16 protein-coding genes are annotated in these 18,170 nt (G+C 47.9%); 9 read left to right on the top strand and 7 right to left on the bottom strand.

Going from position 1 to position 18,170, the window contains the following annotated elements:
- Positions 1 to 146 precede the first annotated feature (146 nt).
- Both H6F93_RS21990 and H6F93_RS21985 read right to left on the bottom strand, forming a co-directional pair.
- The gene (locus tag H6F93_RS21990) at positions 147 to 2,498 is read right to left on the bottom strand and encodes a WD40 repeat domain-containing serine/threonine-protein kinase (RefSeq protein WP_190685341.1); all 2,352 of its coding nucleotides are present in this window, start codon (positions 2,496 to 2,498) and stop codon (positions 147 to 149) included.
- Between the two features lie 209 nt (positions 2,499 to 2,707).
- Positions 2,708 to 2,983 (bottom strand): hypothetical protein, encoded by a 276-nt coding sequence (locus tag H6F93_RS21985; RefSeq protein WP_190685338.1) that lies wholly within the window; start codon positions 2,981 to 2,983, stop codon positions 2,708 to 2,710.
- 350 nt (positions 2,984 to 3,333) lie between these two features.
- Between H6F93_RS21985 and H6F93_RS21980 the strand changes: the two genes are divergently transcribed.
- Together H6F93_RS21980 and H6F93_RS21975 are read left to right on the top strand one after the other, a co-directional pair.
- Positions 3,334 to 4,551 (top strand): FAD-dependent monooxygenase, encoded by a 1,218-nt coding sequence (locus tag H6F93_RS21980; RefSeq protein ID WP_190685334.1) that lies wholly within the window; start codon positions 3,334 to 3,336, stop codon positions 4,549 to 4,551.
- 38 nt (positions 4,552 to 4,589) lie between these two features.
- Positions 4,590 to 5,162, top strand: coding sequence for a Uma2 family endonuclease (locus H6F93_RS21975; protein WP_190685331.1), 573 nt, complete (start codon positions 4,590 to 4,592; stop codon positions 5,160 to 5,162).
- A gap of 87 nt (positions 5,163 to 5,249) precedes the next feature.
- Here H6F93_RS21975 and H6F93_RS21970 read toward each other — a convergent pair whose 3' ends face one another.
- On the bottom strand, positions 5,250 to 6,248 hold the full coding sequence (locus tag H6F93_RS21970) for a zinc-dependent alcohol dehydrogenase family protein (RefSeq protein WP_190685328.1): 999 nt from the start codon (positions 6,246 to 6,248) through the stop codon (positions 5,250 to 5,252).
- Between the two features lie 13 nt (positions 6,249 to 6,261).
- Positions 6,262 to 7,278, bottom strand: a complete 1,017-nt coding sequence (locus H6F93_RS21965; RefSeq protein WP_190685325.1) for a zinc-dependent alcohol dehydrogenase family protein — start codon at positions 7,276 to 7,278, stop codon at positions 6,262 to 6,264.
- A 100-nt stretch (positions 7,279 to 7,378) separates the two neighbouring features.
- Here H6F93_RS21965 and H6F93_RS21960 point away from each other — a divergent pair, with 100 nt between their 5' ends.
- The 5 genes from H6F93_RS21960 to H6F93_RS21940 all read left to right on the top strand — a co-directional run bounded on the left by H6F93_RS21960 (position 7,379) and on the right by H6F93_RS21940 (position 13,238).
- Positions 7,379 to 8,308 (top strand): LysR family transcriptional regulator, encoded by a 930-nt coding sequence (locus tag H6F93_RS21960; protein WP_190685322.1) that lies wholly within the window; start codon positions 7,379 to 7,381, stop codon positions 8,306 to 8,308.
- Positions 8,309 to 8,567: 259 nt separating this feature from the next.
- Positions 8,568 to 8,837, top strand: a complete 270-nt coding sequence (locus tag H6F93_RS21955) for a helix-turn-helix domain-containing protein (RefSeq protein WP_190685319.1) — start codon at positions 8,568 to 8,570, stop codon at positions 8,835 to 8,837.
- Positions 8,830 to 11,535: a hybrid sensor histidine kinase/response regulator gene (locus H6F93_RS21950; RefSeq protein ID WP_190685316.1), complete on the top strand. Its 2,706-nt coding sequence runs from the start codon at positions 8,830 to 8,832 to the stop codon at positions 11,533 to 11,535. The genes H6F93_RS21955 and H6F93_RS21950 overlap by 8 nt, the downstream gene beginning before the upstream one ends.
- A 196-nt stretch (positions 11,536 to 11,731) precedes the next feature.
- On the top strand, positions 11,732 to 12,328 hold the full coding sequence (locus H6F93_RS21945; protein WP_190685313.1) for a DUF1517 domain-containing protein: 597 nt from the start codon (positions 11,732 to 11,734) through the stop codon (positions 12,326 to 12,328).
- 25 nt (positions 12,329 to 12,353) lie between these two features.
- Positions 12,354 to 13,238: a hypothetical protein gene (locus H6F93_RS21940; RefSeq protein ID WP_190685309.1), complete on the top strand. Its 885-nt coding sequence runs from the start codon at positions 12,354 to 12,356 to the stop codon at positions 13,236 to 13,238.
- Between the two features lie 213 nt (positions 13,239 to 13,451).
- Here the strand turns inward: H6F93_RS21940 and dinB are convergent, their stop codons facing one another.
- Positions 13,452 to 14,549 carry a DNA polymerase IV gene (gene dinB / locus H6F93_RS21935; RefSeq protein WP_190685304.1) on the bottom strand — a complete coding sequence of 366 codons (1,098 nt, stop codon included), beginning with the start codon at positions 14,547 to 14,549 and terminating at the stop codon, positions 13,452 to 13,454.
- A 47-nt stretch (positions 14,550 to 14,596) separates the two neighbouring features.
- Entirely contained in the window at positions 14,597 to 15,205 is a 609-nt protein-coding gene (locus tag H6F93_RS21930) for a DUF4126 domain-containing protein (RefSeq protein WP_190685301.1), read from the bottom strand.
- A 262-nt stretch (positions 15,206 to 15,467) separates the two neighbouring features.
- Between H6F93_RS21930 and H6F93_RS33475 the strand changes: the two genes are divergently transcribed.
- A complete protein-coding gene (locus H6F93_RS33475; RefSeq protein ID WP_206755757.1) occupies positions 15,468 to 16,094 on the top strand; it encodes a DUF6335 family protein in 627 nt (208 codons plus the stop codon).
- A 533-nt stretch (positions 16,095 to 16,627) separates the two neighbouring features.
- Here H6F93_RS33475 and H6F93_RS21920 read toward each other — a convergent pair.
- A complete protein-coding gene (locus H6F93_RS21920) occupies positions 16,628 to 17,668 on the bottom strand; it encodes a hemerythrin domain-containing protein (protein ID WP_190643819.1) in 1,041 nt (346 codons plus the stop codon).
- A gap of 296 nt (positions 17,669 to 17,964) precedes the next feature.
- Between H6F93_RS21920 and H6F93_RS21915 the strand changes: the two genes are divergently transcribed.
- On the top strand, positions 17,965 to 18,156 hold the full coding sequence (locus H6F93_RS21915) for a hypothetical protein (protein WP_190643818.1): 192 nt from the start codon (positions 17,965 to 17,967) through the stop codon (positions 18,154 to 18,156).
- Positions 18,157 to 18,170: the final 14 nt, after the last annotated feature.

Below are 18,170 nucleotides of genomic sequence, written 5' to 3'. Positions count from 1 at the left end.
CCAGCTTAGTAAATGTCATCGCAATCGCTGTTTGATGCACTCATACTGGAACTGTAGCGAGCATAGCTCAACTTAACCACCCCCTATCCCTAGTGCCGCTGCGTAAGTCCTGAATTAGTTAGAAAAGGACTTGCATCCCTAGTTAATCAACGTAATTCCTCGATATTCCAAACTCTAATTACTCCATCTATACTGCCGGTAATTAGCTTTTGACCATTAGGGGTGAAGACAACAGACCTTGCCAACTTGGAGGAGCCACTGAGGGAACGTATTAGTTCTCCAGTTTGAGTTTCATAAATATTCACCGTCTCAACTGAATCTTGAGTGCCAGCAGCGGCGACTAGGCTGCCATCTGGGCTAACGGCAACGGCTGCTAGGTCTAAGGGAATGTTTTGTGTGATAACTAACTCTGCAGGACTTGTTTGAAGACTCCAAATTTTAATAGCTGAGCCAGGCTGAGCCAGATCCCTACTTCTTGTTTTATAACCCAGGACCAGTAGACCGTTTTGACTAACAGCGAGAGTTGAAAATCCGTTGCGGTCTAAAGTATTATCCTGGTTCATCGAGCTTAGGAGGTTAATCTGCTCTCCAGTACGCCAGTCCCAAACTTGTACTTCGGGTGAAATAGTGCCACCCATTACAGGTGAAGTCGCAGTAAGAAGAGTATTATCACTTGGGTTAAAGCTGACCGAGTCAGATCTGGCTTGAAGGGTTTGAAGAGTTTCCCCAGTCGCAACATTCCAAATGTAAATTTGACCAAACGAACTTCCTGCGAGAAATTCTCCGTCTGGACTAAATTTGACCGATGCTCCAAATGTATTTTCAGCAAGTGTTCGCAGCAATTCTCCAGTTTGAAAATTCCACAACTGCAGCGTACCGCGAAATCGCTCCTGCTCGTCATCACTCAGCTCAATACCGTTCAGCGTTTCTGGATTTGTGGATATATTTATACTTTGACTGGCTAGGGTTTTACCATCCGGGCTAATGGCTACCGAAAATACTGGATGATGACTTGTCAGCGTGTGCAAATTTCTACCTGTCGTTAAATCCCATACTTGTAGGTTGCTGTCGTGAAACTCTTCGGCAACCCCAGAATCAGTAGATGCTCGACTGTCATCATTACCACTAACCAGCGTTCTGCTATCAGGACTGATCGTTAATGTGACGACCTGCCCACGGGCAGCAAGGACTTGTGTTGGTTGAACTGGGTTTGTGAACTTTGGACCTGGCTCATCGTCGTTTGGAGGCAACCCTATAGACCATCGTGGATCGGAAATGTGAGAACGGTCATGTGGAAGAAAAAGCAGAAACGACCGCACCATAAAGAAACCAGATACGAACATAAGTGCTATCAAAAAGATCATCACTGCTATGTTGCTAGAAGTACGCAGATTTGTTGGTCTTGGTGAAGTCTCTATGAGTGATGGTTTCTGGGGTGCTCTGGTCTGTTCTATAGGGGCAAGCTTGCCTCTCGCCTCAAAATTCGCGTTTATAAGCGCTGATTGCTCTTCAAGTCTCGGCTTAAAATCTACAGAATTAGAAGGCTTTGAAGCGTATTTAGAGGTTGCACTAGGTTGCCGGAAATTCTCATTGGTGGGAAAGCCGGAGTCTTGCCTCTGATCCAATTGCTCCAAATCCATGAGTATCTCATTTGCCGATTGATAGCGTCGATTGGTCGGAGCCTCCAACATTTTGTTTAAAGTTCGACTGAGCAATTCAGAGATCACACGAGGTGCATAATCTAGCCAGATCCATCGACCTTCACTGCTGTCATATAGATCAAAGGGAGATATGCCAGTCAGTAGGTGAACGCAGGTAGCTCCCAGACTATAAAGGTCGCTAGCAAATACAGCTTTCCCTCTCGATTGTTCGGGTGCAGTATACTCAGCACTTCCAATGACCGTCCCGGTCATTGCCAGAGCAGTTCCCGTTGCGTATTTGGCTGCGCCCAAGTCGACTAGAAAGAGTTTTTGGTCTGTGGCTCGACGGATGATGTTAGCAGGTTTGATGTCTCGATGGATGACCTGATGCTCATGGATATATTGCACCACAGGTAGCAGATCATTCAATAGCTGACGAATTTTGGCTTCGTTAAAAATGCCGTCTTCTTCCAGTTCCTGCGTTAGATTCTGACCATCAATAAACTCTTGGATTAAGTACTGACGACCATGCTGCTCCAAATACGCCAGTAGATCTGGAATTTGGGGATGCTCCCCTAACTCCTTCAGGCGCTGAGCTTCCTGCCGAAACAGTTCAGCTGCTTTTTCCAGGTCCTTCGTACCTTGTTGTTGAGGAAGGAATTGCTTAATAACACAGCGAGGTTTTAATAGGCGAGACTCATCAATTGCCAGAAATGTTCTACCAAACCCTCCTTGTCCAATAGGCTTGAGAGGTAAGTAGCGGCTGTGCAATCGCAGAACTTCATCACACTGCTGGCAGTGTTTTGCATCCCCTAAATTTTCTGGATGGGGGCAAGCTGGATTAAGACAGTAACTCATAATAATCGGCACCTTGAAAGCTAAGATGTGTCATTGACCAATCAAGTCAGGAATAGTCAAAAACTTGTAACGCTTTCTGATCCCAATCTTCACTTCCTCCACACTAAGTTTCGGCTTCAGCGTGAAATCTTAATGTTTCAACGTATAGTATCCTGCACGATTTCAGGGAGGAAGCGATCGCCCCCTCTCCCTCCCTCTTCCCTCTCCTCTTACCCTCCCACTCTCCGATCGCGGGTCAAAATACTCATCACTTCACCAGAGTTAGGAGCAGGTAGCAAGGGACTCCACATTCCTACTTCAGCAAAGTCGCGTCGATGCAGGTCGTGAATGGTTTCGATTACACCATCACGAGAGCCGATGATCAGGACTCGCAGGCGGTGCGAAGCAGTTCCCCCTATGGGGTAATCGCGCTCACTATTCTGAAGTGCAGAAACTTCTCTCTCCACAGTGGGTATGTTGGGAGATTCCAAGAAACATTGAGACATGAGTTGTGACTCCTGTTTAGGTTTTTGAGGAAACCCCAAAAACCTAGCCACCCCACTTTTTTGACACGACAAGTCGGGGTGGCTAAGGGAGTGTTAAAATTCACCATTAGCCGCCAGACTGGTACGACAGTTTGGGGGTTAGCTGCTCAGGGCTGTTGTCACCAGCCTTGGGTAGCGCTAGATCTTTGGGTAGTGTAGGGCTGTGTGCAAAAAGACAACCTTAGCGTGACAGCATATCTGAGCGAACGGTATCTCGTCAAGCTGACAGGCTACGAATTTTGGGGCGATGATTGAATGGGAGCGATCGCCTTGTAACATGATTAAGCTAAAGCATTTAAGCTAGTGTAATAGTGCAACTCAACAACCCTACACAAGTCATCATCGTTGGGGCAGGGCCAGCCGGTGCGACCCTAGCACTACTTCTTGCTCAACAGGGCATCACAGTCAAACTCATCGAAGCTTCACGTACCTTTCGCCGCACCTTTCGCGGTGAGGGGCTGATGCCTAGCGGACTGGATGCACTGGTGCAAATGGGCTTTTCATCGATCCTCAACCGCATTCCTCATCGCCCTCTGGATGCCTGGAAAGTTCTAATTAATGGTCGATTGCTGTTTCAGGTGAAGGAGCCAATCGAACCAGGAGGACAGCCCTGTACGCTGGTTTCACAACCCGCTCTGTTAGAGGCATTGGTAGAAGAGGCGATCGCCCTTCCTAACTTTGAATTGCTCCAAGGAACTGTGGTTCAGGAACTGGTGTGGGAAGGTGAGAGGGTAAGCGGTGTAAGAGTGGGGGGCGATCGCACTCTAACTGCCGATCTGGTGATTGGCACAGATGGGCGTAACTCACTTTTGCGCCAAAAAGCCAATTTATCATTAGAGCAGCAGAGCAAGAATTTTGATATTCTCTGGTTCAAACTGGCAGATAGCCCTCAGTTTGAATTAGAGAATGTTTTTTATTCCATCGTTCAAGGACCACACACCTTTGGACTGTTTCGCGGTTCTGAAGGCAATCTTCAGGTAGGTTGGGCGCTACGAGATAACACGACCGATTGGAAACAGGTTGATTGGGCTGAGCAGTTAGCATCAGCTTCACCACCCTGGTTAGCAGACCATTTCCGCACTCATGCTGACACACTAGAACATCCTGTGTTGCTGTCAGTTGTGGTAGGACGTTGCCCTCGCTGGTCAATTCCAGGACTGTTGCTACTGGGTGACGCAGCACATCCAATGTCGCCCATTCGCGCTCAGGGAATTAACATGGCGTTGCGAGATGTTTTAGTTGCGGCAAATTCTTTGATTCCCCTGTTAAAGCAAGGAGCAGGACAGGAAGCAATCGATCAGGCGATCGCCCAAGTACAGGAGGAGCGATCGCCCGAAATTCTTCGGGTTCAGCAGCTTCAGGCAGAAGAAGCGGCTCAGGCAGACAAATTAGGCAACAGTGCCTTATTTCGGTGGGGAGTCAGCCAGTTCGCGCCGCTGCTGAGATATCCCGTGCGCTGGTCGTGGCTCAGACGACAGCGCCAGTTGCGGCAAGGAACCACACCCATTCGGTTACACAGCATAGAATGAAAGCAGCTTAAAGGTGTTGCCTACTCTCCCACAACATCATGACTTATACAAAACCTCGATTTCTCAGTTTTGAAGAGTATCTGTCTTATGACGACGGGACGGAAAACCTGTATGAGTTGTTTAACGGGGAGCTGATTAAAGTGCCGCCGGAGTCAGGAGAGAATATTCAAATTGCCAATCGTCTTTTTCTTTTCTTTGCTTTATTGCTTGGCACTGATCGAGTTCGAGGACACGGTTTAGAGCTTGAAGTGAGAGGAGAACCCAAGAATCGTTATCCTGACCTGACTATCATTCAGCAGGAACATGTGCAACTACTCAAGCCACGGAATACAATTCGGTTTAACATGGTTCCTCCTCTACTGGTAGTTGAGGTTGTCAGCCCTGGAGAATTGCAGCGAGACAGAGATTACATTGCAAAGCGAATGCAGTATCAAGACCGAGGCATTCCTGAATACTGGATTGTTGACCCGCAGCAGGAAACTATATTAGTTTTAGAACTCACTAATGCAGTTTACACAGAGGTTTATACCTTTCAAGGCAATGAGTTGATGCGATCGCCTCAACTGGGAGAATTCACCATCACCGCAGCCGAAATCATTGCAGCAGGCTAAGGTCATTGCGCTAAGACACAGTTCAGAAACTCTCAATCCGGTCTTGCCCAAAAGTTTATATTGCATGATTATTCCAATGAAGTGAATTCAAGGTAGGACAACAATTTTTCCAAGTTGTTGACCAGATTCCATATATTGATGTGCTGCAACAATTTCATTCAGTCGAAATGTTTTATCAATCCGAGGCGTGACTGCTCCACGCCTGACAGCATCACGTAACCACGCTTCTGCTCGACTCATACGTGCAGGATTGAGCATGATCTCGAATACGGAATAGAAGCCAAGCATTTTGGAAAATAGTAGCATCAGCGGCAAATCGACTTTGCTGCCAGATACGCCCCCTGCATCTAGAAAGCCGTATTCGTAAATTCTTCCGCCTACCGCAGTTGCCTGAACAATCGCTGGCAAAAGCTTTCCTCCAATGGCATCGAAAGCAATATCAACACCGTTTCCCTTTGTCATCTCCTGTACTCGCGCAAGCAAATCCTCTTCTTCAGTTGCGATGACCTGATCAGCACCCGCCTTGAGAAGCGCTTGACGTTTGGCTGAGGTGCGAGTGGTGGCGATCGCTACACCGCCTCGATCTTTCACCACTTGAATAGCAGCCAATCCAACAGAAGAACTAGCGGCAGTAATTAAAACTGACTGACCTGGCTGGATATCACTATATTCAATGAATGGGCCGTAAACCGTGATGTAGGAAAGCCAGAGAGCCGCTTCATCAACATCAGTAGAGGAATCAACAGATCTGACAAGCGAGGTGACTGGCACATTTGTTCGCTCTGCATAAACACCACTTTTACTCATCGGCAACGTTGCAAGTACAGTTACGCGATCGCCAACTTGAAATGTATTGGTGTTGGGTCCAAGAGCTTCCACGATGCCGACCGCTTCTCCACCCAAGCGAGAAGGAAACTCCGGTGAAATGGCATAGTTATCTTCACGGAACATGATCTCGAAGCGATTCAAACCAATCGCACTGATGGCAATGCGGGCTTCCCCTTCTCTCGGCGGCAGAATGTCTTCAGACTCTATCTTTAAGACATCTGCTGAACCAGGCTTATAGAACTTTACAACCTTATTCATTAGTAGTTTCCTTTCAAAGAGTAATCACGATTTTGCCGAAGTGTAATCCTTGCTCCAGATACTCAAAGGCTTGCTGCGTTTGCTCTACCATGAAGGTTTTGTCAACCACAGGGTAAATGTGGTGAGTGGCGATCGCCTCATTCATTGCCTCAAAATCTGCTGTGCTGCCTACTTCCATCCCGCGAATCGTTACCTGTTGATGTAGCAGCGTGAGTGTGTTGAGGGTTGCTTCAAAGCCGTCTAGCAAACCTACGATGGAGATGTGTCCGCCCATGCGAAGGGCATTGAGCGATCGCTGTAGATTCCGTCCTCCCACTGTTTCTACCACCACATCTGCACCTTGACCCTCTGTAGCCTGGTGAACTACCGTTTCCCACTCAGGTGTAGTTTTGTAGTTGATCAAAGCATCAGCGCCTAACTGCTGTGCCCGTTTCAGCTTCTCATCACTGCTAGAAGTGATGATCACAGTTGCGCTCAGAGCTTTGGCGAATTGCAAAGCAAAGATAGAGACGCCACCGGTGCCGTGTAGCAGAACCGTCTCTCCTGGCTGAAGCCCGCCATACTGCAAGGCATTCCAGGCAGTCAAACCAGCAATTGGTAAGGTCGAAGCTTCAGCTGCAGAAAGGTGAGTCGGATAATGAGTGAGTTGGTTTGCCTGAAACAGTTTGTATTCACTCAATTGTCCTGCAACAATCCCTAATCCTGGCCGAGTTTCATAGGAGGTTGCACTGGCAGTCGGTTTGCCGTTCAGCCAGTCAGGAATAAAAGTGGTGACAACGCGAGCGCCAACCTTAAACGCGGTTATTTCATTTCCCACTTGCTCAACCACACCTGCGCCATCACAGATCGGAACATAAGGAAGCGGCAAGTTAGGATTTAACTGCCCTCTCACGACTAACAGATCCACGTAGTTGAGAGACACTGCTTCCAGCCTGACCAATACTTCTCTTGGTCCGGGAATTGGGATAGATTGTTCGATGAGATGCAGGCGATCGATACCAAAACTGTCTCGAAGCTGAATTACTTTCATGACTGTTCTTCAACGCTGTTATCCCTATCATGGGAGGGTTTTCACAGCTTGTCCAAGACCTGCTTTGAGCTATACTGATACTCAAACAGTATCAGCAGTCATGGAACTCCGACATCTCAAATATTTTGTAGCGGTCGCAGAAGAGTTAAACTTTCGCCGTGCAGCCGAACGGTTGTTTATGGAACAACCACCGTTGAGTCGTCAAATTCGCCAGCTTGAAGATGAGTTGGGTGTGGAGTTGTTTTATCGCAATCGACAGGGTGTATCGTTGACTGCAGCGGGACGAGCCTTTTTAGACGAAGCCCGATTAGCATTAGCTCAGGCTGATCGCGCCGCTCAAGCTGCCAGACAAGCAGGCGAGGCACAGCAAACCAAACTGGTGATTGGCTTCTCCATTTGTGTGTTTAATCGCTTGCTCTCTAATGTGATTCAGACGTTTCGTGAGCTTGCTCCAACCATATCAATTTCCCTAACCGAAGCGAGTACTGTAGCACAGGTGCAGGCGATCGCCACTAAAGATATTGATGTCGGCTTTGTGCATCTCCCGCTTGACCATCCCGATCTCTGTTTTGAAACCGTTTTAACCGAACAGTTAGTCGCTGTATTGCCACAGGGACATTCTCTCGCTGCATTACCCGCCATTCCGCTGCACCTGCTTGCAGATGAACCGTTTGTGCTGTGTCCAGAGCAGGTGAAACCCGATTTTTATTACCAGATCATGCGCCTGTGTGAACAGGCAGGATTCCAACCCAAGGTCGCCCAAGAAGCAACCCCACCGGAAGTAGTTGTGAGTTTTGTAGAAGCGGGTGCTGGCGTTTCCCTGGTCGCATCGGGTGCCCAAACGCGACACAGCGCTGGAGTGGTGTATAGGGCGATCGCTGAATCAACTCCTCCAATTGAAGTTGCCGTAGCATGGCACAAACAAAACCAGTCACCCACTTTATCCCAGTTCTTAAAAGTTGTTCGTGACGCTCGATCCAAGCAAATTTCTCTACCAGGTCATGACGTTTTTGCTCAAATGCTTCTTTAAGTAGAGGCAGTGTACAAGTCCTGCGATCGCCTTCAGAATACTGGAGCTAAATTCAATCCTGGCGTGGTGCTTAGCCTTAGTAGATGGGTCAGTTGGATGGAGTGAACCAGGCTAATTTCATCCAGGTACTCACAAATGGAGCCATCTGACGGTTATGGTGTTGTTCCCTACTTTGGTGCGTAACAAAAGCTTGTGTCGTGCGATAGATATACAGAACCTGAGAAAGAGAGTTATATAGGACTTTATAGTTGCGGTTTATATGCCTCTCAGCGACAACCAGTTGACGGTAAAACAACCAACGATTGGTAAATTAATCCGTGCCCTACGGCAGGAGATGAAACTCTCTCAACAGAAGTTTGCTGCCGAATTTGGAGTCACGTTTCCAACCGTTAATCGGTGGGAGAATGGAAAAGCGATGCCTTCTCCACTAGCAAGACAGCGAATTGATTCCCTGCTCGAACAGTTAGGAGCGCAGGGCGAGCTCCTGCGGTCAGCGTACCTCTTAACCGAGGAGGAGAGGGATGACTAATGGCGTTTCTGAAGATGAGATCCTGATCACTCATGAGTTATTTGAGCGATCGCCCAGGCAACCTGATCTAGCAGCTGAAAACCAGGTATTACGAAGCCTGGGGCAACAGTTAATTAAACCGCCTCACATTATCCTCAAGCATTTTGCGGAGATTGCCAGAGAGCTATGTCAGGCAGGCGCAGCGGGGGTCAGTCTGGTTGAAGTAACTCCAGACGGGGAAGAAGTTTTTCGCTGGGTTGCCTTGTCAGGAACCTATGAACCGTTTCAGGGAAATACAACACCTCGCAATTTCAGCCCTTGTGGGAGTTGCCTGGATCAAAAAAACGCCCAGCTTTATTCCTATCCTGAGCGCTACTTCACCTGTTTACAATCCTTGACTCCGCCACCTGTGGAAATGCTGATGGTGCCGCTGCTGTTGGCAGATCGGAATCTGGGCACCATCTGGGTTGTGACACACGAGCCGCAACGACAGTTTGATCGTGAGGATGCGCGGGTGCTAGCAAGCCTGACGGAATTTTTAGCCGTAGCTTTGTCTAGTGCCCAAGCCCGTCAGATTGCTGAAGAAAGGCAAGAAGCTTTGCGTGAAAGTGAAGCTAGGTTTCAAACGCTCGTCACTAATATGCCAGGGATGGTGTATCGATATAACGGAAATACAGAGTCCTTCACTTATGTCAGTTCTTGTTGCCGTAAGCTCTTTGAATTAGAGCCAGAGGCAATCCTTGAGGATGCTAATGCACTGTGGACGTTAGTTCATCCTGATGATTCCCAATCTCTAAAAGATTCGATTGCTGCCGCCATTCGAGATTTTTTGCCCTGGCAGTGGGAAGGACGCATCATTACTCCGTCGGGTCAACTCAAATGGATTCAGGGCAGTTCCAGTTCTGAAGAAACAGGTGAAGGAGCCGTTTGGGATGGTTTGCTCTTTGACATTAGCGATCGCAAACAAACTGAAGAAGCACTTCGTGATCAAAAAGCTCGTCTACATTTAATCCTTGAGAGCGCTAAAGACTATGCCATCTTCACCCTGGATCTAAAAGGGCGAATTACTAGTTGGAACGCAGGAGCAAAACGACTGTTGGGATATGAAGAAGCTGAGATTGTCGGAGAAAGTGGAAGGATCATCTTTACACCTGAAGACAGGGCCTTAGGGGAACACGAAAGGGAACTGCAAATTGCCTTCACCCAAGGGCGGAAAGAAAACGAGCGTTGGCATGTGCGAAAGGATAGGAGCCGCTTTTGGGGCAGTGGTTTAGTCATGCCTCTACGCGATGAGGACAACTCGGTTCGAGGGTTTGTCAAAATTATGCAGGATAAGACGATTCAACGACAGTCAGAAGAAGCTTTACGCCAAAGTGAGTCCCGTCTCCAGCTTGCTCTACTGGAGCGGGAGCAGTTGCTCGCCCATGAGCAGGCAGCACGGGAGGAAGCAGAAGCCGCTAACCGGATTAAAGATGAATTCTTGGCAGTGCTGTCCCATGAGTTGCGATCGCCTCTCAATCCCATCCTGGGCTGGATCGGGTTACTTCGCAACGGTAGGTTAAACGCAGCAAAGACGGCCTATGCCCTAGAAACAATTGAGCGCAATGCCAGACTACAAACACAGCTGATTGAAGATTTGCTAGACATTTCTCGAATTTTGCGCGGCAAACTCACCTTTAATCGGGTTCCTGTGAACTTAGCCGCAATCATTAGTGCTGCCCTGGAAACTGTGCGGCTTGCCGCAGAAGCGAAATCCATCGACTTGCAGTTCACAATTTTAGCTTTTGGCTCAGACAGCGGGCAGTTCTCAGCATCTACTAAGGCTGATCAGCCGTCCAATCAACCAAATCCTGGAACCCAAAATTCCATTTTTTTGGTTTTAGGTGACTCTGCTCGGCTGCAACAGGTCGTTTGGAATTTGCTCTCCAACGCCATCAAATTTACACCCAACAGAGGTAAGGTTGAGGTACGTTTGACGCAGATTGAGTCGGACAAAAGTGAGTCGGAACGTAACATCAGCTCTCCCGCTGCTCCTACCTACGCTCAAATTCAGGTCAGCGATACAGGCAAAGGCATTCCTGCCGATTTTCTACCCCATGTATTTGAACATTTCCGTCAGGCAGACAGCACAACAACTCGGCAGTTTGGTGGGTTAGGGTTAGGCTTGGCGATCGCTCGTCAATTGGTCGAGCTACATGGCGGAACTATTCAAGTAGAAAGTCCTGGAGAAGACCAGGGGGCAACGTTTACGGTGAGGCTGCCACTGTTCAGAGATGAGCGAGAAGCAGCAAGCAATAAAATGACCAATCTTTTCCGCTCCCCTCCTCTTCCTTCCCTGCTTTCAGGCGTTCGGATACTGTTAGTTGATGATGAAGCTGATGCGAGAGATTTAATTAGCTTCATACTAAAGGGAAGTGGCGCAGAGGTATCTACTGTGGGCTCTGCGTCTGAAGCATTAGAAGTTTTCAGACAAACCAAAGTGGATGTATTGGTGAGTGATATTGGAATGCCGGACATGGACGGTTATATGTTAATGCAGCAAATTCGAGCGATGCCAGAGGGAGAGCGAATTTCGGCGATCGCTGTGACAGCATACGCAGGCGAAGTAAATCAGCAACAAGTGCTTGCGGCTGGATTCCAGCAACATATTGCTAAACCGATAGAACCTGTCGAGCTAGTTCAGGCGATCGCCCGCTTAAAGAATGCTGTTGGTCGGTAATTACCCCTTTCACCAGACCTCCTGGTAAATCACTTTTTGACGCAAAATAGTAATGTAGTTCCGTCTCACTACATTTACACGAGAGGTCTACCTAAGGATGACTTGCAAATGGCTCAACTTCTCTCTTCCTACTGAGTATGAGAGAGAGGCAATTTTTATAGGCTGGGGTTGAGCTAAAATTAGAGGTGTGAAAGGAATGAGTTCTTGGCGCGATCGCCTCAACCGAGCCAGCGGCAAAACCCGTTTTGCAGTCTGTCGTATCCTGCTCCACTTGGCAGGCAGGGAAGTTGCACCCCTGCTAGGAGTGCTTAACCAGACAGGGCGGCAAGCGGTAGAGCATGAGGGAGATATGCATGTTTTAGGAGAAGGGTTGGCTGAGATTTGCCAAACGCTCCTACAGTACGACCTCTACTGGCAGTCAGCTACCAACGAGGGAGATGTCTTTTGGGATGAAGGGGAGGCTGGTGACTACGTCGATGAGTTGTTTACAGACTCTGCTGGGCGTTATCAGAGCGGTTTAGACCTGGATGCTTCTCCGGAAGACGCTTTATCCTTACCCATCACTCATAACTTAGTTGTCATGCTGACAGTAGCGTATGAGGGAGAATCACCCGATTTAGAAACTGACCTGGCTGATCTAGCCGCTCTTAAAGCAGGTCTGAAAGCAATGATTAATCTTCACTATCAGGGCAGATTACGAACGGTTCAGGTTCACTTCTCTCCTGCACAGTTGGGAGATGAACTGACTTCAGAACAACTATTGCTCAACTTTCCAGAACTTCTGCCTCTCTAGCTTCAACAACTCTAAAAGAATAACTATGAATAGTATTCAAACTTTAACCACTAAAATTCGCCAATTCCTGATCTTTTCAATGGTTCTAGCATTAGGAGTGACGACTGTTTCTTGTGGTGTTCCTTATGCTGGAGATCCCTATTCCGGTACTTCACCCTCGCCTCAAAGTCAACCTGCTAGCTCGCCAACCCCTCAAAGTCAGTTGTCGGATGGACAATATCCTGTTCAGCAGGTGACATATGACGATGCTTCAGGGGAATACAGTGCGATGCTTCTCAATACGGCTCCTGGTGAGTCTTCGGTTTTTCGGACGAGCAACTTGGCGATGGCGCGGTTGACCGACGAGGAGATCAACAGTGGGAAACAAAGTTATTTGGCGGTTGAGCAAGGACAGCCAGCTCTGCATCTCACAGAAGACTTTAGAATTGAGTATGTTCACAATGTGGCTGAGACGGTCACCGATCCTCAAACGGGTCAGCAGGAGACGGTGATTGTTCAAAGGGACACAAGCTTCTGGACACCGTTTGCTGGAGCATTGGCAGGGCAAGCTTTGGGCAGTCTACTGTTTACGCCCCATTATTACGTGCCACCCGTTTATAGTCCTGGAGTAGCTCTGGTTGGCTATGGCGGATATGGCAGAACTTATAATCAGGCAGTGCAGCGCTATCAGACTCGCTATCAGGCTCCTCCGGCTGAAGTTCGCAACCGTCAAGTGTTGAGAACCAGTGGACGACTGCGCTCGCCCACAGCCGGTCAAACCAGAACTCGCCGAACAACCAGTGGCGATCGCGGGACGGGTTCAGGTTATGGTTCCTCGACCTTGCGTCGCAACCGTTCTGCTCCCAGACCTACTTACCGTCAACCTAGCGGTTTTGGCGGCAGGTCAAGTAGACCCCGTAGACGACGTTAAAAACCTACGGTTCCAGAATCTCGACCAGAATTCGCAAAAGATCTTCTAAAACTCCCAGAATGGTTTGGGCGCTCGCTGCCATTAGTGTAGTCGTTTCTTATACTCTTCTAAAAATTAGGGATACAGATGGAAGGGCACCCCACTTAACGGGGTGCCCTTCCATCTGTAGCTTGTTCTTGTGGAAACGGTATTACAGCAATTTTTTTCGGGGGATTACGAATGAAAAAATGGAGGTAATTCCAGAAGAAGTTGGTCGTAGCAAAGAGGTACAGACGGTTCGGTAAGGTTAGACACGGTTAAACCCAACAATCTGACTTTTCGGGAGCGGTCAAGATGCTCTAGCAGCAAAGCAGTTGCCAGGTTGGAGAGCACGCTGGCTTCTCGCAACAATACATTCACCGTTTGAGCACGAGTAATCTGCTGGTAATCAGCGTATTTGATTTTTAGGGTTAACGTGTATCCATATCGCTGATGTTTGTTCATCCGTTCGACGACTTCCTCAGCCAATTTCTTCAACATTGCCGTCATTGTCTCAAGCTCTTCCAGATCTTCCGCAAAGGATTCCTCTGCCCCGATTGATTTACGAATTCGATTAGGGTTGACGGGTCGATCATCCTCAGCCCTAGCGACTCGGTAGTAATAGCGTCCTGCCTTACCAAACCGCTGCACCAAGTCGGTTTCTGACCATTGCTTCAAATCCAAACCGGTGTGAATACCCAAAGATTCCATCTTTCGCGCAGTTGCAGCCCCCACACCATAAAATTTTTCGATGGGCAAACTCTCTACAAAAGATGCGGCCTGTTCGGGTGAAATCAGGTACAGTCCATTTGGTTTATCCAACCCTGAAGCAATCTTTGCAAGAAATTTGTTGATAGATACACCCGCTGAGGCGGTCAGGTGAGTCTCCTGCCAAATCGCTTGTTTGATCTCACGGGCGATCGCCATTGCAGAAGGAATACCCAACTTGTTTTGAGTCACATCCAGGTATGCCTCATCCAGTGATAATGGCTCCACCAGGTCAGTGTAACGATAAAAGATTTCTCGAATTTGCTGCGAGACAGCCCGATAAACCTCAAATCGAGGTGTGACAAACAGCAAATGAGGACACCGCTGTTTGGCAATGCGAGAAGGCAGCGCCGAGTGAACACCATACTTGCGGGCTTCATAGCTAGCCGCAGCCACTGCTCCTCGTTGCTCTGGCTTGCCGCCTACTGCGATCGGTTTATTGCGATAAGGGGGATAGTCACGCTGCTCGACGGAAGCAAAGAAGGCATCCATATCAATGTGGATGATTTTGCGAGGAGCAGACATACTCAGAGATTGTTCAGCGGCTCCAATATTTTAGTACATTTGTCCTCTCAACTTTCACTAGGGTCGGTGATTTGGGGCGATCGCAGCGCAGCAAGAAACACCCAAAGTCGCTGAGTTCCAACGATTAACAGGATAAGCAACAAAGCTCCTGCAACCAGAGGCACAGTGACAGCTAAGACTGAAAGCGTAACAGCTAACACTAACTCAATTGTCGCCAAAATCGGATTGGTTAACCCGCCTGATGCAGCAGTTGAGGTAAGCCGAAACAGGTTCATCACTCCTTTTGTCAATCCGGCGGCTCCACCCCCCGCTATCAAAGCAAGGGTCCACTGGGCGACCGGGTTAACATCTGGAGTTAGGGAAGCTGCAACCACGGTCCCAGTGATTACGGCTGCTGGGGTTGAGACGATATCAAGTAGATGATCAAGCCAGGGAACATAGTAACCCGTGATCTCTAGAACGCAGGCGATCGCAAACACAGCGAGTGCTTGGGGTGTTTCAAGCCAATCAAAGTCTGTTGGCAGATTTAGGTGAGCCACGACAGAAGCCCCACTCAGCACCAACAGCGGCACAAAGACTCGAAAGCCCGCAGCCACACTAAGACTAATCCCCAATAAAACTTCAATCAGCGTATCCAGGCTAAAGAAGTGACTCATGACTCTAACAGATATCTCTTCACCGACTTATTGTCCTAGTCTATCTAATGCCAATTCTTAGAATTAGGGCGATAGGTGGAAAGACCTTCCTCGACGGGGAAGATCTTTTCATCTGTTGTCCGTTTTTATTGAAAAGGTAGTGCAAACACAGGTATTTTTCAGCCTATTAGTCGACTTTTGTCTGTCCATATGAAGAGTTTGATTAAGACCCAGATTAGCTAATGTGCAGATATAGATACCGAGGCTTTGCAGGATGACCAGTATGGAAAATGCTAGAGAACCAGAACAAAATGCAGACTTCGAGGCAATTCGAGAAGAAGTTGAGCAAGAATTTGAAGCCGAGTTTCCTTTGAAGGATTCAATTAGCTCAGAGCCAGGAGCACTTCCCGATATTGAAAACGAAATTGGTTTAAAGCAGGTTGACCTTAATCAGGCTGTAATTGACACCGTTGCAACAGACGACACGGATGACAACCTGGATGCTGATGATGATGGCGTTATGGATGCTGATGACAACGAAGAAGCAATCAGCAACCTTCCACAAGAATCTACTGAATCCTACGGTACTGGGCTTCAAGGACAACCGAGCGATCGCGCCGGTCGCTACTCACGTCGTGGCAGCCACACATTAAACGAACCCGACTACGTCCTAACTGGTGGAGATGTAGATGCCAACTATGAAGATGCAGAGGCAGTAGGTGAAGAGGGAGTCGGTGGAACTGTAGACACTCCTGATCAAGATGTGGTTGAAGAATTGGCCGCAGCGGTAGGGATTCAAACCGACGATCGCAGCTTTTTGAGAACAAATGACATGTTAGAAGAGCGCGACGATCGCCGCTGGGAGCTAGACCCAACATCCTCAGAAGACTATCAAGACCGTCGAGGTTAAGGATATAGCTGCGTCTGTTTCTTAAGACAGCACTTTAGTGTAAGAAAACTCCCACGTACGGGAGCTTTCTTACACTAAAGTGCTTTAACCAAGGCGCGTAGTACTATAACCCTCTTTTTATGATCGCCTCGTTTCCATACTTTGCTCTAGAAGTGAGCGATCGGAGGTAAAGCCTCAACATTGGCTTCCTGCTAGGAACTACAGCAATTTCCACTTGTATCCTACAAATTCCTGTAAGGGCGGTTCGCGAACCGCCCCTACGCTATGGTTTATCCACTTTAAAGTAGCTGTAGGAACTAGGGAACAAGCCAAGAACGAGAGAACAAAGAAAATTGGGCATTGCTGATCTAATGTACAAATTTCGTAGAGGCATGGCAATGCCCGCCCCTACCCAGGGAATTGAGATCCGTGAATCATACCCGCATTCAGCAACGCCGAAAATTGAAGTCAGAATACAAATAGAAGGGCACCCTATTTAGCAGGGTGCCCTTCTATTTATAGCCCGTTTTATTGGAATGGCAGAACTACAAAAGCTACACTGTCATTTCCTGCTGAATCCTGCTTTTAGCAGCTTTGAACTCCGTCGCCATTTGTTCCTTTTGCTCAGTACTACAGTTCTTATCAATCGCTGCAAACAAAGTACTTTCTTCCTGACGAATGTGATCACCCACAACATCCATCAAGTCCTTAATCCGAGAGCGAAATTCATCCGCATTTGAGTTGGGATCAAGCGATCGGATCTGATCCAACATCCGCTTCATTTCAGCTTGCTCGTCATAAAGCTCTTGCGTATCACCATCCCCATAGAAGGGGCGTACTTTTGGATAAACCAATTCTTCCTCAGCTTGAGCATGGGTGAGCAAATCTTTGTAGAGCTGCCCAAAATACTCTTGCAGCTTTTGCGGATCTTTAGTCGCACCAATTTCGGTGAAAATTGTATTCACTTTATTGTGATCTAGCCGGATCAAGGTCTGGATGTTCATATCCTGCTTGTCCGAATTTTGGGTGACAACGCTGCCAGCTACACCAGAAAGGGCAGCGATCGCATCCTGTACCCGTGCCCATAGCCCCTGATCAGCATCCTGCCCAGTCATTTCCCGGACACCGACCTGCTCTAACATTCCTTTAAGCTGTTCCTGATGGGCACGTCCCTCAAAGTTGACTGTGTTCAGGGGAGCGATCGCCACTTCGATATCTGCCCCTACTTTTTGGGCTGCTTTGTGAATAGTTATCCCACTCATAGCTTGACCATGCTTCATCAACTCATGGTGTATGAGTTTTTGGTAGAACGTAAACTCATCACCCGACATCATCTGCTCAAACTGCTGAGTAAATGTCTTAGTTGCAGCACTGGGTTCAACTTGAATGCCATATTGAACAATTACAGTTTCAATAATGCCCAGATTTTTCTGGTCATCCTGGAGCATATTTTGGAGACGCTCACGCACATCGTTGTAAGGGCAAGCCTTAATCAGTTTTTGATCGTTAGAGATAATTAAATTCTGAAAGGACTGTAAGTCTGCCAGCCTTTCACCAATCATACGTCGCTTTTCGTCGTTCAACGATACAGCCATGCTAAATAACTCCTGCAAAAATAACTTGAAATACCATCGCTGGAATACGGCATCAAGCTTTGAATTGCTTAATGCCGCAGTACCCAGTACCTTAGATTCTGCAAATGCATAGATTTATATCCACCTAGCCAAAGTTAGATGTAGGTGTTCTAAACAGGTGACTTGTAGGTACAACATAACCCACCTCACTCTCCCGCTAAAGGGGGATAGCTCCGATCAACCGGTTTGCTAGCGTCTAGATAAGCCTGTACTCCACAGGATGAAGTAGTAAAGTTAACGAATTAGAGGTACGAGTCATGACTCAAGATAAGAATAGAGAAGGTATCGATCTTGGAGGTGCCCCCTCGCCTCAAGAACAAGCTCCTGCGGCATATCAGGATGAGCAAGAAAGAGAGGAATACAGAAAAATAGGAGCTGAACAGGTAAAAGCTGAACAAAAGAAAAATGAGGTTGAAGGGTCTCCTAACCAGGGAACAGACTCTCGCTAGTTTTTGTGAAGTCG

Origin of the sequence: Leptolyngbya sp. FACHB-671 (assembly GCF_014695745.1) — a bacterium.
In the GTDB taxonomy this organism is placed as follows: Bacteria; Cyanobacteriota; Cyanobacteriia; order Elainellales; family Elainellaceae; genus JAAUTN01.
This window is presented reverse-complemented; position numbering and strand designations above follow the sequence as displayed.

Excerpts from the sequence above, each read along its gene's own strand:
- dinB (WP_190685304.1), bottom strand. The coding sequence starts at position 14,549 with ATGTCTGCTCCTCGCAAAATCATCCACATTGATATGGATGCCTTCTTT.
- H6F93_RS21930 (WP_190685301.1), bottom strand. The coding sequence starts at position 15,205 with ATGAGTCACTTCTTTAGCCTGGATACGCTGATTGAAGTTTTATTGGGG.
- H6F93_RS21950 (WP_190685316.1), top strand. The coding sequence starts at position 8,830 with ATGACTAATGGCGTTTCTGAAGATGAGATCCTGATCACTCATGAGTTA.
- H6F93_RS21945 (WP_190685313.1), top strand. The coding sequence starts at position 11,732 with ATGAGTTCTTGGCGCGATCGCCTCAACCGAGCCAGCGGCAAAACCCGT.
- H6F93_RS21940 (WP_190685309.1), top strand. The coding sequence starts at position 12,354 with ATGAATAGTATTCAAACTTTAACCACTAAAATTCGCCAATTCCTGATC.
- H6F93_RS21920 (WP_190643819.1), bottom strand. The coding sequence starts at position 17,668 with ATGGCTGTATCGTTGAACGACGAAAAGCGACGTATGATTGGTGAAAGG.
- H6F93_RS21955 (WP_190685319.1), top strand. The coding sequence starts at position 8,568 with ATGCCTCTCAGCGACAACCAGTTGACGGTAAAACAACCAACGATTGGT.
- H6F93_RS21990 (WP_190685341.1), bottom strand. The coding sequence starts at position 2,498 with ATGAGTTACTGTCTTAATCCAGCTTGCCCCCATCCAGAAAATTTAGGG.
- H6F93_RS21985 (WP_190685338.1), bottom strand. The coding sequence starts at position 2,983 with ATGTCTCAATGTTTCTTGGAATCTCCCAACATACCCACTGTGGAGAGA.
- H6F93_RS33475 (WP_206755757.1), top strand. The coding sequence starts at position 15,468 with ATGGAAAATGCTAGAGAACCAGAACAAAATGCAGACTTCGAGGCAATT.
- H6F93_RS21960 (WP_190685322.1), top strand. The coding sequence starts at position 7,379 with ATGGAACTCCGACATCTCAAATATTTTGTAGCGGTCGCAGAAGAGTTA.
- H6F93_RS21975 (WP_190685331.1), top strand. The coding sequence starts at position 4,590 with ATGACTTATACAAAACCTCGATTTCTCAGTTTTGAAGAGTATCTGTCT.
- H6F93_RS21915 (WP_190643818.1), top strand. The coding sequence starts at position 17,965 with ATGACTCAAGATAAGAATAGAGAAGGTATCGATCTTGGAGGTGCCCCC.
- H6F93_RS21970 (WP_190685328.1), bottom strand. The coding sequence starts at position 6,248 with ATGAATAAGGTTGTAAAGTTCTATAAGCCTGGTTCAGCAGATGTCTTA.
- H6F93_RS21965 (WP_190685325.1), bottom strand. The coding sequence starts at position 7,278 with ATGAAAGTAATTCAGCTTCGAGACAGTTTTGGTATCGATCGCCTGCAT.